At 73.6% G+C, this 15385-nt stretch carries 14 protein-coding genes; 9 read left to right on the top strand and 5 right to left on the bottom strand.

Going from position 1 to position 15385, the window contains the following annotated elements; all coding sequences use genetic code 11:
* The first annotated feature begins 17 nt into the window (after positions 1-17).
* The gene (locus ESZ52_RS00590; RefSeq protein ID WP_131103223.1) at positions 18-1277 is read left to right on the top strand and encodes an NAD(P)/FAD-dependent oxidoreductase; all 1260 of its coding nucleotides are present in this window, start codon (positions 18-20) and stop codon (positions 1275-1277) included.
* Between the two features lie 23 nt (positions 1278-1300).
* On the opposite strand, the gene ESZ52_RS00585 is transcribed toward ESZ52_RS00590, so the two are convergent.
* From ESZ52_RS00585 to ESZ52_RS00575, 3 genes are all read right to left on the bottom strand, one after another.
* Entirely contained in the window at positions 1301-2092 is a 792-nt protein-coding gene (locus tag ESZ52_RS00585) for a CPBP family intramembrane glutamic endopeptidase (protein ID WP_337590182.1), read from the bottom strand.
* Positions 2089-2886, bottom strand: a complete 798-nt coding sequence (locus ESZ52_RS00580; RefSeq protein WP_131103222.1) for a class F sortase — start codon at positions 2884-2886, stop codon at positions 2089-2091. The genes ESZ52_RS00585 and ESZ52_RS00580 overlap by 4 nt, the downstream gene beginning before the upstream one ends.
* A 147-nt stretch (positions 2887-3033) precedes the next feature.
* Positions 3034-3834 (bottom strand): DUF4397 domain-containing protein, encoded by an 801-nt coding sequence (locus ESZ52_RS00575; RefSeq protein ID WP_131103221.1) that lies wholly within the window; start codon positions 3832-3834, stop codon positions 3034-3036.
* A gap of 144 nt (positions 3835-3978) precedes the next feature.
* Here ESZ52_RS00575 and ESZ52_RS00570 point away from each other — a divergent pair, with 144 nt between their 5' ends.
* Positions 3979-4941, top strand: a complete 963-nt coding sequence (locus ESZ52_RS00570) for a B12-binding domain-containing protein (protein ID WP_131103220.1) — start codon at positions 3979-3981, stop codon at positions 4939-4941.
* Between the two features lie 9 nt (positions 4942-4950).
* On the opposite strand, the gene ESZ52_RS00565 is transcribed toward ESZ52_RS00570, so the two are convergent.
* Positions 4951-6384, bottom strand: coding sequence for a tryptophan-rich sensory protein (locus ESZ52_RS00565; RefSeq protein WP_131103219.1), 1434 nt, complete (start codon positions 6382-6384; stop codon positions 4951-4953).
* Positions 6385-6625: 241 nt separating this feature from the next.
* Here ESZ52_RS00565 and ESZ52_RS00560 point away from each other — a divergent pair, with 241 nt between their 5' ends.
* Both ESZ52_RS00560 and ESZ52_RS00555 read left to right on the top strand, forming a co-directional pair.
* Positions 6626-6889 carry a hypothetical protein gene (locus ESZ52_RS00560; RefSeq protein ID WP_131103218.1) on the top strand — a complete coding sequence of 88 codons (264 nt, stop codon included), beginning with the start codon at positions 6626-6628 and terminating at the stop codon, positions 6887-6889.
* Positions 6889-7932, top strand: coding sequence for a hypothetical protein (locus ESZ52_RS00555; protein WP_131103217.1), 1044 nt, complete (start codon positions 6889-6891; stop codon positions 7930-7932). The genes ESZ52_RS00560 and ESZ52_RS00555 overlap by 1 nt, the downstream gene beginning before the upstream one ends.
* Before the next feature lie 30 nt (positions 7933-7962).
* Here the strand turns inward: ESZ52_RS00555 and ESZ52_RS00550 are convergent, their stop codons facing one another.
* Positions 7963-9510, bottom strand: a complete 1548-nt coding sequence (locus tag ESZ52_RS00550; protein WP_131103216.1) for an ATP-dependent DNA ligase — start codon at positions 9508-9510, stop codon at positions 7963-7965.
* Between the two features lie 462 nt (positions 9511-9972).
* Between ESZ52_RS00550 and ESZ52_RS00545 the strand changes: the two genes are divergently transcribed.
* The 5 genes from ESZ52_RS00545 (at position 9973) to ESZ52_RS00525 (ending at position 15353) form a co-directional block, all read left to right on the top strand.
* Positions 9973-11442 carry a sensor histidine kinase gene (locus tag ESZ52_RS00545; protein WP_181010061.1) on the top strand — a complete coding sequence of 490 codons (1470 nt, stop codon included), beginning with the start codon at positions 9973-9975 and terminating at the stop codon, positions 11440-11442.
* 116 nt (positions 11443-11558) lie between these two features.
* The gene (locus tag ESZ52_RS00540) at positions 11559-12212 is read left to right on the top strand and encodes a response regulator transcription factor (RefSeq protein WP_131106334.1); all 654 of its coding nucleotides are present in this window, start codon (positions 11559-11561) and stop codon (positions 12210-12212) included.
* Positions 12205-13077 carry a DUF4097 family beta strand repeat-containing protein gene (locus ESZ52_RS00535; protein WP_131103214.1) on the top strand — a complete coding sequence of 291 codons (873 nt, stop codon included), beginning with the start codon at positions 12205-12207 and terminating at the stop codon, positions 13075-13077. Before ESZ52_RS00540 ends, ESZ52_RS00535 begins: the two co-directional genes overlap by 8 nt.
* A 125-nt stretch (positions 13078-13202) precedes the next feature.
* Complete coding sequence (locus ESZ52_RS00530) at positions 13203-14993, top strand: carbon starvation CstA family protein (protein WP_131103213.1); 1791 nt, start codon at positions 13203-13205, stop codon at positions 14991-14993.
* An 84-nt stretch (positions 14994-15077) separates the two neighbouring features.
* Positions 15078-15353 (top strand): cory-CC-star protein, encoded by a 276-nt coding sequence (locus tag ESZ52_RS00525; protein WP_131103212.1) that lies wholly within the window; start codon positions 15078-15080, stop codon positions 15351-15353.
* Positions 15354-15385: the final 32 nt, after the last annotated feature.

Below are 15385 nucleotides of genomic sequence, written 5' to 3'. Positions count from 1 at the left end.
CGCCTAGGCTGTCCCCCATGCCTGGAGCCGAAGTCGTCGTCGTCGGAGCCGGTATGGCCGGCCTCACCTGTGCCCTGACCCTGCAGGAGGCGGGCGTACCGGTCCGTGTGCTGGAGGCCTCCGACGCCGTCGGAGGCCGGGTGCGCACCGACCAGGTCGACGGCTTCCTGGTCGACTGGGGGTTCCAGGTGCTCAACCCCGCCTACCCGATGATCCGGGCGATCGTGGACGTGGACGCCCTGGACCTGCAGCCGTTCACCAACGCGGTCGCCTGCCGCAGCCCGCGCCACGGCGACCTGGTCATCCTGGCTGACGTGCGCCGCGAGCCCCAGCTGATCCGCCAGACCTTCGCCTCCGGCAAGCTGCACCCGGCGAGCCTGGCGGCCCTGGCGCGCTGGTACGCCCCCGGCATGCGCGAGGAGTACATCGTCACCGGTGAGGGTGACATGACGACCCGCGAGGCCCTCGACCAGGCCGGCCTGAGCGGCCCGCTGCGCAAGGTGGTCACCAGCTTCCTCACCGGGGTGCTGCTGGAGGACGAGGGACGCACCTCCAACGCCTTCTCCCTCCTGCTCGCCCGCAAGTTCCTCAAAGGGACCCCGTCACTGCCGGCCCAGGGGATGCAGCAGCTGCCCGAGCAGCTTGCGGCGGCACTGCAGACCCCGGTCGAGCTGAACACCCCCGTCGTGGAGGCCAGCGGCGGCCGCGTGCGCACGGCGGGCGGGGAGACGATCGAGGCCGGGCTGGTGGTCGTCGCCACCGACCCCGTGACGGCCGAGCGGCTCACCGGCCGGCCCGCGCCGGCCGGCAAGGGCGTGACCACCCACTGGTACGCGATGGACGAACCCCCCACCGACCTGAAGGCGATCGTGCTGGACCAGTGCGACCGCGAGGTGGGGCCCGTGGTGACCACGGCGGTGATCTCCAACGTCGCCCCCAGCTATGCGCCCGTCGGGCGGCACCTCGTGCAGGCCTCCTCGCTGCTGCGGCCCGGGCAGGACCCGGTGCCCGACGCCGACGTGCTGACCCACCTGAGCCAGATCTACGCCACCGACACCTCCCGCTGGGAGCTGGTGCGCCGACACGACATCCCCTACGCCCAGCCCGAGCAGCCGGCCCCGTTCACCAACCGCTCCGCCCTCGAGGTGGAGACGGGGCTGATCCTGGCCGGCGACCACGTCGACACCGCGTCCGTGCAGGGCGCCATGGTCAGCGGACGGCGCGCGGCGGACGGCTGGCTGACCCGCATCGGGGCCAAGACCCCGACCGGGGTCTGACGCGTCCGAGGCGCATCCGACAGCTAGCCCACCGCGGTCAGCAACGGCGGGAGCAGCAGGAGCATCGACAGCGACCAGGTCACGTGGGTGACCATCGGGCCGAGCACACCGCCGGTCACCCGGCGCTGCGCCCCGACGAGCACCCCGAGCACGACGGCGGCGAAGACGAGCATCAGGTTGCCCGAGGCGGCAGTGACCAGGGCGTACAGGACGGTCGTGACCAGGACCGGTCGTCGGGTGACCGCCGCGTAGAGCGCCCCGCGGAAGAACAGCTCCTCCGCCAGCCCGTTGACCAGCGTGATGAGGACGATGACCGGCAGGGAGGCGTAGCGGGCGTGGTCGAGCACGGCGTCCACCGGGTCACGGAGCATCGGCACCTGGGCCACCAGGACGGCGCCGGCGCAGAAGATCCCGACGGCGAGCAGGCCCAGCGCCAGCGACTGCACGAGCGGCCTGGCCAGGCGCCCGTCCCGCGTCCAGGCCCGCCCCAGGTGCATCCTCCCCGCCAGCGCCGCGCCCGCCGCCCACACCAGCGCGAGCAGCCCGGTGAGCAGCAGGAAGAGGGGCTCCCCCGGGGGGACGTTGAGCCCGATGCCGAGGATGACCGCGCCCACGACCAGGGTCAGGGCGCAGACGAGGCGCCGCCGGCGCAGCACCCGCGGGGTGTCGCGGTTGTCGCGCGGCACCTTGCGCACGAGGGCCGCATGCAGGAAGTGGCGCAGCTCGTCCCACCGCAGCCCGCGTCCGTCCACCTCCTCACGGTATGCCGTGCCGCCGCCCCTCGCGTGGCCCGCCGGCTCATGCGGCCGGGTCACGACTCCGCGGGGACCGGCTCGGCCGTGACGATGACGTTGTCGCGGTAGCTTGACCGCTGCGGCTGCCAGGGTCCGCCGCAGGTCACCAGGCGCAGCTGCTCGGGCCCGGACCGGTCGAAGAGCGTCCCGACGTCGAGCTCGGCCTTGGGCACGGTGCGCCGGCCGGTCACCCGGTAGTCCAGGACGCTCCCGTCCTCCAGGGTCACCGAGACGAGGTCACCGGCCCGGAGGTCCGTGAGCCGAGCCAGCACCCCCTTGCCCTCGGCGAGGGTGTCCACGTGGCTGGCCAGCACCGCGGAGCCTTCGTCCTGGCCGGGGGCAGCACCGTAGCGGTACCAGCCGACGTCGAACCCGCTCTCCGGGATCTCCATCTGGCCGTCGTCGTCGACACCCACCGGGACCACGTCCACGGCGATGTCCACGGCCGGGATCTGCAGGCCGACGGGCGGTGAGGGCGCCGGAAGCTCTGGGGGCGTAGCGGGGCGCCGTGCCTCTGCCGGCACGAGCGGCACCGTGCGGGTGCCCTCCGACGTGGCGGCCAGACCCTGCTCCGGCTCTTCCCCACCCGTGCTGTCCCGACCCGTGCCGTCTCCCGATTCGGCTGGCCTCGCGGTGCCGTCGCCGAGCGGAGCAGAGGTCGTCACGGCGGCACCATCCGCCACAGCAGCGCTCGCGCTGAAGTCGGCCGGGACCCGGGCGGTGAGGGCCAGCACGGCCGCGGCCACGAGCAGCGCGCACCCACCGGCGAGCACCGCCCACCACACCCGGCGGCGCACCGGCGTCCGTCCGTCCATCTCCGACCTCCTTCAGCACCGGGGCCGCCGAGGGGAGAGCTCCCCTCGGCGGCCGCCAGGTGACGTCATCATGCTGCCGTCACCACTGCCGTCACCACTGTGACGATTGTCGTGACTGCTGTCGTGACTGCGTCTTCGGTCCTCTCGTCAGCGGTTCGTCGCGAGCCGGCGGCCGGCCAGCGCGACGCCTCCGGCACCGGCCGCGGCAAGCACCCACAGGGCGGCAGTGCTGGTGCCCATCAGGCCGGCCTCGCCGCTGGGGACCCCGCCCGGGTCGCCGTGCAGCCCGTCGACGGTCTGGACCGCGAGGTCCAGGGTGTCCTCGTCGAGCGAGCCCCAGGCGTAGACGATGGTGTTGGTGCCCTCGGTCAGCGTCAGGTCGGCGGGGCCGAGCACGACGGTGTCGGTGCCGGCCGCGACCACGTCGGCCGAGACGGTGCCCGCCGACAGGTCCAGGACCTCCTCGTTCGGGTTCTCCAGGGCCTGGATGACCGCCTCACCGCCTGCCCGCACGTCGACCGCCGGGGCCGCCGCGGCGTGCCGGACCGTGAGCCGGGCCTCGCCCGCCTCCAGCTGGCTGGTGTCGTTGGCGAAGGCCGAGAGGGTGGGGGTGCCGTCCGCGGCCAGGTGGGCGACGAGGGTGAGGTTGGCGCCGCCGGGGACCTCCAGGCCCTCGGCGGAGATGGCCGGCTCGTCGGCCTCCGGGTCCGCCCCGTCGGGGTAGACGGCGATGTCGTAGGTGCCGGCGGCCATGGTCATCGGGTCGGTCAGCGTGCCGGGCGCGAAGTCCGGGATCGCTTCCTCGCCGTTGACGTAGACGTCCACGGTCAGGCCCGGCACCCCGTGCAGGACCGAGACGGACGACTCGTGGTTGTCGGCCAGCGCGGGGCCGGCGACGGTGACGGCGAGGGCCAGCCCGCCGGTGAGGGCAACTGCGGTGCGCTTCATGGTTTCTCCTCGGTGCTACTGCGGTGTGCGAAGTGAGGGTGGATCAGTCCGGCGGTGTCCGGCGCTGAGATGGAGCATGACATAACTGTCTAGGGTTTGTCTAGTGTTCTGTCCACGGCTTGTTCAAGGTTGTAGGGTGACGGCATGGCCACGCCCCCACCGACGATGCGCATCGGAGAGCTCGCCGCCCGCACGGGGGTGAGCGTGCACGTGCTGCGCGTCTGGGAGCGGCGCTACGGCCTGCTCACCCCCAGCCGATCGGCGGGGGGGTACCGCATGTACGGGCCGCAGGACGAGTGGCGGGTCCGGGAGACCGCCCGGCTGCGGGAGGAGGGGATGCCCGCCGCGCAGGCAGCGGCGACCGCGCTGCAGGCCTCGCGCAGGCTTCCGCCCGAGCTCGACGACCTCGTCAGCACCGACGGCGCAGCGACGGACCAGGATGGCCAGGCCGGGTCGGACGACGACGGGGGTGTCTCCCGGCTCCGTGAGCGGCTGCTGCAGGCGATCGGCGAGTTCGACGGCACGGCCGCGCAGGCGATCCTGGATGTCGCCCTGGAGCACCTCGGGGTGGAGGACGCGATCGCGAAGATCGTCATGCCGGTGCTGCACGAGACCGGTGACCGGTGGGCGGCCGGGAGGTTCACCGTCGCCCAGGAGCACTTCGCCAGCAACCTCATCCGCACCCGGTTGTCCAGCCTCAGCCTGGCCTGGGACGCCGGGACCGGCCCGCTGGCCGTCCTGGCCTGCCCCTCGGGCGAGCGCCACGACCTCGGCCTGCTCGCCTTCGGCGTGGTCCTCGGCCGGGCCGGCTGGCGGGTCCGCTACCTCGGCGCCGACACCCCGCTGTCCACGCTCGGCTCCGCCGTGCAGACGCTCGAGCCCGACCTCGTGGTGCTGTCCGCCGTGCGTGCGCAGCCGTTGGAGGAGGCGGCCGACCACCTGGCCGAGCTCCCCGAGGCGGCAACCACCGCGCTGGCCAGGGCACAGGTCATCGTCGCCGGCGCCGGCGCCACCCGGGAGGTCGCGGACCGCCTCGGTGCCACGCTCCTGGAGGGCGACCCCGTCGACGTGGCCCGGAGCCTCGCAGACCGGCGCCGCCAGGCCTGAGCCCCCGCGTCAGCGGTTGCGCCGGGCCAGCTCGCCCGAGAGCACGGTCGCGAAGGCGCACCACGCGGCATACGGGGCCAGAGCCCAGCCCCGGGTGTCCCGCACCCGGCCGGCGCGACGCGCCAGGTCGGCGGCGCTGACGGCGAGCGCCGCGCTGTGCGCCGCGGCCAGGGCGGGCCGGCGGGCACGGAAGAAGCTGGCGCTCCAGGAGGCGTTGAGGGCCAGGTTGATCCCGAGGGCGCGCTCGTAGGCCCGCCGTTTCCGGTCCGCCCGCCGGGCGTCCCCGCCCTCGCCCGCCGCTCGCCGGTCCAGATCGTCGAGGGTGAGCCCGGAGACCAGGGCGATGTCGGCATACAGCGTCGCCCAGACGATGGGGAAGGCCGCGGCCGGGGGCTGCCACGCCGGCTTGTCCAGACGGCGGTACCACCGGTTGTCGGGCGCGGTCGCGAGGCCGCCGAGGACGGAGGTCGCCGTCACCGCAGCTGCGGTCTGGCCGAGCCGCCGCAGGGCGGTGTCCGGCGCCGCCTCGCTCATGGCCTCCCGCACCGCGTCCCGGTATGCCGTCCGGCCTCCGGGGGGCGGGCCGACCAGGGCGAGGATGTCGTCCTCGCGACAGACCACCTCGTGGACCAGCGAGCCGACGAGCGGCTTGGCGACCCCTGCGTCGACGGGCGTCACCAGGCCGACCCAGTGGCTGGCCAGGCGCGGGGTCAGCACCGGCAGGGTCGCGATCAGCCGGCGGCGCTGTCCGGTCTCCTGCGCGAAGACCTGCATCATCTGCTCGTAGGTGAGGACGTCGGGGCCGCCGATGTCGAAGGTCCGGTTGATCTCGGGGGGCAGCTCGGCCGCCCGCACGAGGTAGTGCAGGACGTCGTCGATGGCGATCGGCTGGATCCGGTTGCGCAGCCAGCGGGGGGCGACCATGACGGGCAGCCGGGTGGTCAGGTGCCGCAGCATCGCGAACGACACCGAACCGTCGCCGATGATGGTGGCGGCCTGCAGGACGGCGCTGGGCACGCCGCTGCCGAGCAGGATCCGCCCGACCTCCACGCGGGAGGCCAGGTGCGCGGAGAGCGTGCCGTCCGGGTGCAGACCGGAGAGGTAGACGAGGCGGCGGACCTCACCTCGGCGGGCGGCGGCCCCGAACTTGCGGGCCAGGCGGCGGTCGCGGGCCACGAAGTCGCCGTCGCCGTCCATGCTGTGCAGGAGGTAGTAGGCGACGTCGAGGGCGTGCTCACCCTCCGGGGCCAGGGCGCGGTCCAGGTCGTCCGCGGAACCAGCGTCCCCCTCCACGACCTCGACGTCGTCCCGCCAGGCGGCGGGCAGCCGGTCGGCGTTCCGGGTGAGCACCCGCACCGACCAGCCCTCCTGCAGGAGCCTGGGCACCAGGAGCCCGCCCACGTAGCCGGTCGCCCCGGTGACCAACGCGCGTCGACCGCCCATACCCTCGCTCCGTCCCGTGTGGCTGAACTGTGTCGAGGCTAGGCAGGGTGCTGGTGCCGTGCAAGGCAGGCAGCCGGGCGGAGGAGCGCGAGGTGAGGTGGCGATGGTCGGCTCGAGTCGGCTCGAGTCGGCTCGAGTCGGCCGGAGCAGGACAGCACCGTGCGGTGCCGGTTAGGGTGGACAGGCCGCGAGGGCGGAGGGAACGGGACCAAGGGGACCCGGGGGACCGAAGAGGAGCCGTATGCCATACATCGACATCGAGGCCACGAGGCAGGCAGCGCGCCGGGTGGCGGACGCGGGGACGGACGTCGAGGGTGCCGGCCGGGGCGCCGGGTGGGACGAGGCCGCGGCCGAGCTGCAGGGCTCCCGCACCCTGCGCGCCCTCTACCCCTTCCGCGGCCTGGTCGACCGCAGGCTGTGGCAGGTGCGCGGGGAGCTGAGGGTCGTCGGCACGGCGATGGACGAGCTGGCCGAGCGCACCGCCAGGGCGACGGGGGACGCGTGATGCCGGCCCATCCGCTGGTCAGCCCCTGGATGCTGCACGACGGGGCGGGCGTGCGGGCCACCGGGGACCGGTTGCGAGAGCTGGCGGCGCTCCTGGGCCGGGTCGAGGTCACCGTCGCCTCGACCCTCGGCTCGGCGGTCACCGCCCTCGGCTGGCAGGGTCAGGTCACCGACCGGGCCGAGGAGGCCGCCAGCACCACCCGCACCATGCTGACCCGCCTCGCCGACTGCTGCGAGGCGGCCGGGTCGGCCCTGCTGGAGCTGTCCGCGGCGATGTCCTGGCACGGTCCTCGGCTGGTCGAGCTGCTCGCCGAAGGCCCTGATGACTCCGGCCCGGGTCCCCGCCTCGGCTCACCCGGGGGACCTACGCCGATCTTCGGCGCCGACCCCCGCGACCCGGTCGTCGGGCTGCCCGTGCAGCCGGGCGACTCGGCAGGGGCGGGTCTGCCGTCCGGCCTCGGCGGCCCCGCCGTGGAGCCGTGGCGGGAGCTCCTTCCCGTGGACGACGACCGCGAGCGTCTGATCCGTCAGCACGTCGACGACCTCGAGGCGCAGGACCAGCGCTGCCACGACCGGCTCGCGCACGTCCGCGACGACCTGGAGGCGATGTTCCCCCACGGCACGGCCCCGGAGTTCCTGCGCAGCCTGGTGCCCTCGCAGGTGTGGCGCGAGCTGGTCGCCAGCGGCATCATCCGGCACACCCTGCCGATCCGTGGCGACCGCGTCCTGCTCGACCCGAGGCAGGTCGGACCGATCCGCCGGACCCTGCCGATCCGCCGGGAACTCCGCCCCGGCTGCTTCCGGGTCGTCCCGCCGCCCGTCCGGCACACCCTGCCGATCCACGAGGACATCCGGACCGGCGACTTCCGGACCGAGCCACCCGTCCGCCATACCCTGCCGATCCACGAGGACATCCGGCCCGGCGAGTTCCGGACCGAGCCACCCGTCCGCCATACCCTGCCGATCCCCGAGGAGCGCACCGTCCTGAGGGGGGCCGACGTCGACCCGGGACCGGTGCCGACGGTCGAGGCCGCGGACCGCTGACCCGCTGACTGACCCCGAGGCGCCGCACCCCTACCGCAGGGCGTCGAGCGTGTCCGCCTCCTCGGGCCCCTTGTCGTCCCGGTAGCGCAGCACCCGGGCGAAGCGCAGCGCGATGCCGCCGGGGTACCGCCGGGAGGTCTGCACCCCGTCGTAGGCGACCTCCACGACCTGCTCGGGACGGAGGTGCACCACGTGCCCGTCACGTCCCGTCTCCAGGGCGAGGAAGCGTTCGGTCTGCCAGGCCAGGAGCGCGTCGGTCATGCCCTTGAACGTCTTGCCGACCATCACCAGCTCCCCGGTCGCAGGGTCGCGGGCGGCGAGGTGGATGTTGGACAGCCACCCCCGCCGGCGCCCGCTGCCCCACTCCACGCCGGTGACGACCAGGTCCGCGGTCCGGCGCGGCTTCACCTTCACCCAGCCGGCGCCACGCCGACCCGCCGCGTAGGGAGCCGCCGGGTCCTTGACCACGACGCCCTCGTGCCCGCGGACCAGGACGTCCGCGAAGAAGGTCCGGGCGGCTGCGGGGTCGGTCGTGACCAGACGGTCCACGCCGAGACCCGGCGCGAGCCGTTGCAGCGCCGCCCACCGCTCGTGGGCCGGCTCGTCCACCAGGTCCCGTCCGTCCAGGTGCAGCAGGTCGAAGAGGTATGTCGTCACCGGGGTCTTCCGCGCCAGCGCCTCCGGGTCGGCGCTGGAGGCGGTGCGTGCCCCCGTGACCTGGAACGGGTGCGGGCGCCCATCGTCCTGGAGGGCGATGACCTCCCCGTCCAGGACGGCGGTGGTCGCGTCCAGCGCACGGACGGCCTCGACCACCTCGGGCAGGCGGTCGGTGATCTCCTCCAGGCTGCGGGTGAAGAGCCGCACCACGGGCCCCTGCGCGGCGTCGGGGGTTCCGGGCCGCGCGGCCAGGTGGATCTGCAGCCGGATCCCGTCCAGCTTGGTCTCCACGCCGACCTCCCGCGAGCCGTCGACCGCATCCTCGACGGCCGGGGCCGAGCCGGCGAGCATCGGGCGTAGCGGTCGGCCCACCTCCAGCCGAATCGCCTCCAGGGCGTCCGCCCCGCCGGCGAGCGCCGCCCTGGCTACCGGGCCGGGGAAGCCGGCGAGCATGACTGCGCGTCGCACCAGGGTCTCGGGCACGTCGGCGGCCTGGGCGATGGCCGGGAGCAGCACGCCGTCGCCGGCCCCCTGCCGCAGCTCGCCGGTGATGAGGCCCACCAGCCAGCGCTGCTCGGGCTCGGTGGCGCGGGCGAAGAGCGTGTCGACCGCCGCGGCACGGGCCGCGGCGGAGCCCGTCCCGCTCAGGGCGCGCAGGTCCTCCAGGGCTGCGTCCACCTCGAGGACGGCCATGGTCGACTCGGGCGCGGGGTCGGGCAGCGTGCTGAGGCCGCGCCAGCCGACACCGACGGTACGTTGCGGCAGGGTGCCGGCGAGGTAGTCGGCCACGACCTCGACCAGCCGTGCCGACGAGGCGTCTGCCGCCTCGCGCAGGGCCTGGGCCAGCAGCGCTGTCTTGGCCGTCCGCGACCGGGTGGCAGCGACCGCGGCGGAGGTCTCGATGACGCGGGCGAGCTGCATACCTCGGGAGTCTGCACCAGCCCCGTCCGACCTGCCCGGCGAGGGCGCTGACGGTTGGCGCGGGTGCTGGAGATGAGCGCGGGAAAACTTGACCAAGTCCTTACCAGTTGCATACCCCGAGTTGGTGAAGCCCGACCTACAGTGGGGAGTGACCGCCACCGAAGGTCGGATCTGTTCCCACAGAATCGGCCGAACGGTCCAGGTGCACCGGCTGGCACCGCACACGGAGAGAGATCCTCCCTCCGTAGTCGCGACCACCGGGGGGCGGGTTGCACCCTGGGAAGGGCGCGCGGGAAGTCACGGGCCCAGCGCGCCCTTCCCCCAATGCCCGCACACCGGTGGGCCCGGGGGCGTCCGGCAGGCACCGCAGGGGCGCAGGCGGCGGACGACGGGGGATATCCCCCCACCGGGCCGGGGGTGAACGTTCTGTCCCCTGACAACCGGGTGACTACGGTGATGAGCATGAGCAGCACCGTGCTTCCCGCGTCCGGCGGGCAAACCCCCTACGCGGCCCCAGGGCTGCCCATGCAGGGCCCTCCTGCCCTGCCCAGGTTGACCGGGCCCGCCGAGGGCTGGGACGGGCAGGAGGACAGCGCCCCTGGCGCCCCTGACGCATCGAGCGCGCCACCGAACCCACAGGGCACGGCGTCCTGGCGCCGGCGCAGCGTGACCGCGCTGTGGTCGGTCGCGCACGTGCTCACCAGCCTGTTCACCGCGATCGTCGCGATCGTGCTGGTCTCGATCGCGATCGGCGGCTTCTTCTCCCTCCCGGCCGTCGGCGTGGGCGTGCTGCTCCTCACCCCGGCGATCTGGGGCGCCTGGGGTCTGGCACGGCTCGAACGGCACCGGATCGCAGCCTTTCTCGGGATCGACATCGGTGACCCACCCCCGTCGTCCGCGCCGCCGTGGCTGCGCACCCTCGGCCTGGACCAGCCGCGGCTGAAGTCGTTGGGCTGGGCCGGCCTGCATGCGCTGTGGGGCCTCGTCAGCGCCAGCCTCCTGCTCGCGCTGGCGGCGCAGGCGTTCATCCTGGCCTCGCTGCCGCTGTGGGGCTGGTCGGTGCCCCACGTCTGGGTGCTGTGGGCGATCCCGGTCTCGACCGGACCGCTGTCCCTGGGCGTGCTGTGCGGCCTGGGGCTGGGGCTGCTCGTGCTCCTGCCCGCCGCCGCCCGCGGGCTCGCCGGTGTCGACGTGGCCCTGGCCCGGTGGCTGATCGGCTCCGACCCGCAGACGCAGCTGCGGGCGATGAGCCAGCGGGTGCAGACCCTCACCACGACCCGCACCGAGACCCTGGACTCGGTGGAGGCCGAGCGCCGCCGGATCGAGCGCGACCTGCACGACGGCCCGCAGCAGCGGCTGGTCTCGGTGGCGATGAACCTGGGGCTGGCCCGCGACGCGCTCGACCGCAACCCCGACGACCCCGCAGCCGCACGCCTGGTCCGCGACCTGCTGGACGAGGCCCACGCCTCCAGCAAGGAGGCGATCACCGAGATGCGCCAGGTCGCGCGCGGGATCGTCCCGCCGATCCTGGCCGACCGGGGGCTGGACGCGGCCGTCTCCGCCCTGGCCGACCGCTCGCCGGTGCCGGTGTCGGTCAGCTCGCGGCTCCCCGGAGGACGGCTGGAGCCGACCGTCGAGGCGATCGCCTACTTCTGCATCTCCGAGGCGCTGACCAACGTCGCCAAGCACTCCGGCGCCTCCCGGGCCACGGTCGAGCTCGGCACCGCCCGCGGCCTGGACGGCGACCTGCTGGCCGTCACCATCACCGACGACGGCGGGGGCGGTGCCGTGGTCGGCGCGGGCAGCGGCCTGACCGGGCTGCGGCAGCGGGTCGCCGCCGTGGACGGCCAGGTGCACGTGCACTCACCGGTCGGCACCGGCACGACCGTGGCCATCACTCTGCCGCTGAGCCTGGCCGGAGGAGCGCGATGACCGCAGACCCGAACGCCGACCGACCCACCGGCCAGGGCGGATCGACCGGCCAGGGCCGCCCCACCGGCCAGCACCCCCTCGCCAGCCAGGAGGGGGCCGACGGCCAGACCCGGCCCCTGCGCGTCATCCTCGCCGAGGACTCCGTGCTGCTGCGGGACGGCATCGTCCGGCTGCTCACCGCGACCGGCTTCGACGTGGTCGCCGCCTGCCCTGACGCCGAGAGCTTCCTCACCGCGGTGCGGGAGCACCGCCCGGACCTGGTCGTGGTCGACGTCCGCATGCCGCCCACCTTCACCGCGGAGGGCCTGCAGGCGGCGCTCGTGGTGCGCCAGGAGCTGCCCCAGACCGGGGTGGTCGTGCTCAGCCAGTACGTCGAGGAGCGCTATGCCACCGAGCTGCTCGCCGGGCGACCACGCGGGGTCGGCTACCTGCTCAAGGACCGCGTCGCGGACACCAGCGAGTTCGTGGAGGCGCTGAGCACGGTCGCCGGCGGCGGCACCGCCCTCGACCCCGAGGTGATCGGCCAGCTGATGTCGCGGGCCCGCAACATCGACCCGCTGGAGCGGCTCACCCCGCGGGAGCGGGACGTCATGCGGCTGATGGCACAGGGTCGGACCAACTCCGCGATCAGCCGCGAGCTGTGGATCGGGGAGGGCGCCGTGGAGAAGAACGTCTCCTCCATCTTCACCAAGCTCGAGCTGCCCCCGACCGGTGACGACCACCGGCGCGTGCTCGCCGTGCTCCAGTGGCTGGAGCACGGCGGTGACTGAGCGGACCCCGAGCGGACGCCCGGGCGCGCACGCAGCGGCACGGGGCGGGCAGCCTCCTCCCCCGGCCCAGGTGCGTGGCTCCCGGCAGGGGTATGCCGTGCTCCGCGGGGTCGGTGCCCTGGTCGCCGCGCTGATGATCACCGGGTCGAGCCTGTCCCTGGTGCCGAGCATGGCGCGGCAGGAGGCGACGAGCGTGGAGGTGCTGGAGGCCGCTGCCCTGGACACCCTGGAGCAGGCCGGCACGGTGCTGGTCGAGGGTGGTCGCGGCGGCGTCGTGGTGCGGGAGCTCCGGACCGGGGAGACCCCGACCGTGACCCTCCACTCACGGTGGTCCTTCCGGGAGCCGGAGCTGCGGGTGGACGAGGGACCCGGTGGCGGGCTGCTCGTCTCCGCGCCGTGCCCGGACGGCAACTGGGGCAACTGCACCGCGGACATCCGGCTGTCCGTGCCGGCCGGCACCGCCGTCGAGGTGCGTGCCTCCCTGGGTGACGTGGACGTCGTCTCCACCGGGGACGTCACCGTCGTCAGCAGCCTGGGCGACGTGACGGTCGCCGGCGCCCCTGGCCAGGTGAAGGTGCAGACCAGCCTGGGCGACATCCGGGTGAGCGGCACCCCGCAGACGGTCCTGGCCGAGGCCAGCCTCGGCACCATCCGGGTGCAGGCGGAGGTGCCGCCGGACCTGGTGTCGGCGACCGCCAGCCTGGGCGACGTGCGCCTCGAGGTGCCGGGCGGGGTGTCCTACGCCGTGGACAGCGACACCAGCGGCGGCGACGAGGACATCCGGGTCGTCCGCGACCCGGACGCACCGCATACCCTCCGGGCCCGGACGAGCCTGGGCACCATCCGGATGGTGCCGGTCGGCTGAGACGCATGTGACAGAAGTGGTTGAAGTTACAACTCGGTAACGATCTCGGCGCCGGCCGGACCGTCTTGTCGGCGACCGCTACCGTCGAGGCGTCGCACCCATGCCCCCTCACGGAGAGAACTGCCATGAACTCGCTCACTCTCGCCCTCATCGGCGTGGTGATGATCGTCGCGGGGTACGTCCTCTACTCCAAGTTCCTCGCGGAGAAGATCTACGCCCTCGACGACTCCATCCCGACCCCGGCCCACCAGCTGGAGGACGGCGTCGACTACGTCCCGACCAACAAGTACGTCCTGTGGGGCCATCACTTCACCTCCGTCGCCGGTGCCGCGCCCATCGTGGGCCCGGCCATCGCGGTGATCTGGGGCTGGCTGCCCGCCTTCCTCTGGGTCACCATCGGCACCGTCTTCTTCGCCGGCATGCACGACATGGGTGCCCTGTGGGCCTCCATCCGCAACAAGGGCCAGTCGATCGGCGCCCTGTCCGGGCGCTACATCGGCGCCCGCGGCCGCAACCTCTTCCTGGTCGTCATCTTCCTGCTGCTGCTCATGGTCAACGCGGCCTTCTCGGTCGTCATCGCCAACCTGCTGGTCTCCACGCCGACCGCCGTCATCCCGACCTGGGGGGCGCTCGTGGTGGCGCTGCTCATCGGGCAGGCCATCTACCGGCTGAACTGGAACCTGCCGATCGTCTCGGTCGTCGGCGTCGTCGCGCTCTACGCGCTCATCTGGGTCGGTGACAACAACCCGATCGCGCTGCCCGAGACGGTCCTGGGTCTGCCCGACCGCTCCATGTGGATCCTGCTGCTGTTCATCTACGCCGGCATCGCCTCGATGCTGCCGGTGTGGATGCTGCTCCAGCCGCGTGACTACATCAACGGCCTGCAGCTGTTCATCGCCCTGGGCATCCTCTACGTCTCGGTGCTCATCGCCCGCCCCGAGATCGTCGCCCCGATGTACAACTCCTCCCCGCCGGAGGGCACTCCCTCGATCGTCCCGCTGCTCTTCGTCACCATCGCCTGCGGCGCCATCTCCGGCTTCCACGGCATGGTCAGCTCCGGCACCAGCTCCAAGCAGCTGGACAAGGAGAGCGACGCCCGCTTCGTCGGCTACTTCGGAGCCGTCGGCGAGGGCCTGCTGGCCCTGGGCTCGATCATCGCCACCACCGCCGGCTTCGCCACCCTGGCCGACTGGGAGGCCGTCTACCAGAAGTTCAACGACGGCGGCGTGGTCGCCTTCGTCAACGGTGGCGCCGCGATCGTCGAGTCGGGGATCGGCCTGCCGCAGTCGCTGTCGGCGACCATCATGGCGACCACCGCGATCCTCTTCGCGGCGACCACGATGGACACCGGTGTGCGCCTGCAGCGCTTCGTCGTCCAGGAGATCGGCGAGATCGCGGGGGTCTCCCTCAACAAGATCGTGGCGACCGTCATCGCCGTCGGTATCGCGCTCGCGCTGACCTTCGGCTCCGGCGCCGACGGCTCGGGCGGTCTGCTCATCTGGCCGCTGTTCGGCACGACCAACCAGCTGATGGCCGCGCTCACCCTGTCGATCCTGGCGATCATGCTCATGCGGCGCCGGCGCTCGGCCCTGCCGGCGCTCATCCCGTTGGCGTTCGTCGCCTTCATGACGCTCTACGCCGCGGTCATCCAGCTCGGCACCTTCTGGGAGACCAGCAACTGGCTGCTCCTCATCATCGACGTCGTCATCATCGTGGCCGCCGTCTGGGTCATCGTCGAGGCGCTCCTGGCCATGCGGACCGCCCGCGACTACCCCGGGGACGACGACGCAGAGCTCCGGGAGCTCAGCGCCGCGCAGATCGCCATCGGGGGCCAGGGCCCCGTGCCGCACGAGGGCACCGACCCCGGCCGCCCCGACCAGCACCGCCGGGACGACCAGCCGCCGACGCGCGACTGACCGACCCACCCCTCCGGCCGCAGCCCCGCCCCGCCCCGCCTCGGCGAGGCACCGGCCGGGAGGGGCACGGCATACCCTGGTCGGATGAGCGACACCCCGCAGCCCCGCAGCCGCCTCGCCGAGGTGGCGGCGGGGCTGCGGGAGTTCTACGTCGGCCCCTACCGCAAGACCTTCGCCCGGGCCCGGCAGGACGAGGACGACCTGTTCCTGGTGATCGTCATGGCCGAGGCGCTCGGCGTGCCCAACCCGGCCAGCTACTACACGGTCGAGCTGCTGCCCGTGGTCTACGAGCAGTTCCACGACTGGCACCGGCGGATGGGGCTGGACCGCAGCCCGCTGGACCACTTCTCCTGCTGCTGAGCCGCTCCCGAGCGGACGCCCACGACCCTGCC

It is taken from the genome of Ornithinimicrobium sufpigmenti (genome assembly GCF_004322775.1).
GTDB classification, from domain to species: Bacteria; Actinomycetota; Actinomycetes; order Actinomycetales; family Dermatophilaceae; genus Ornithinicoccus; species Ornithinicoccus sufpigmenti.
Note: the sequence above shows the minus strand (reverse complement) of the source record. Positions and strands in the feature narration are given on the sequence as shown.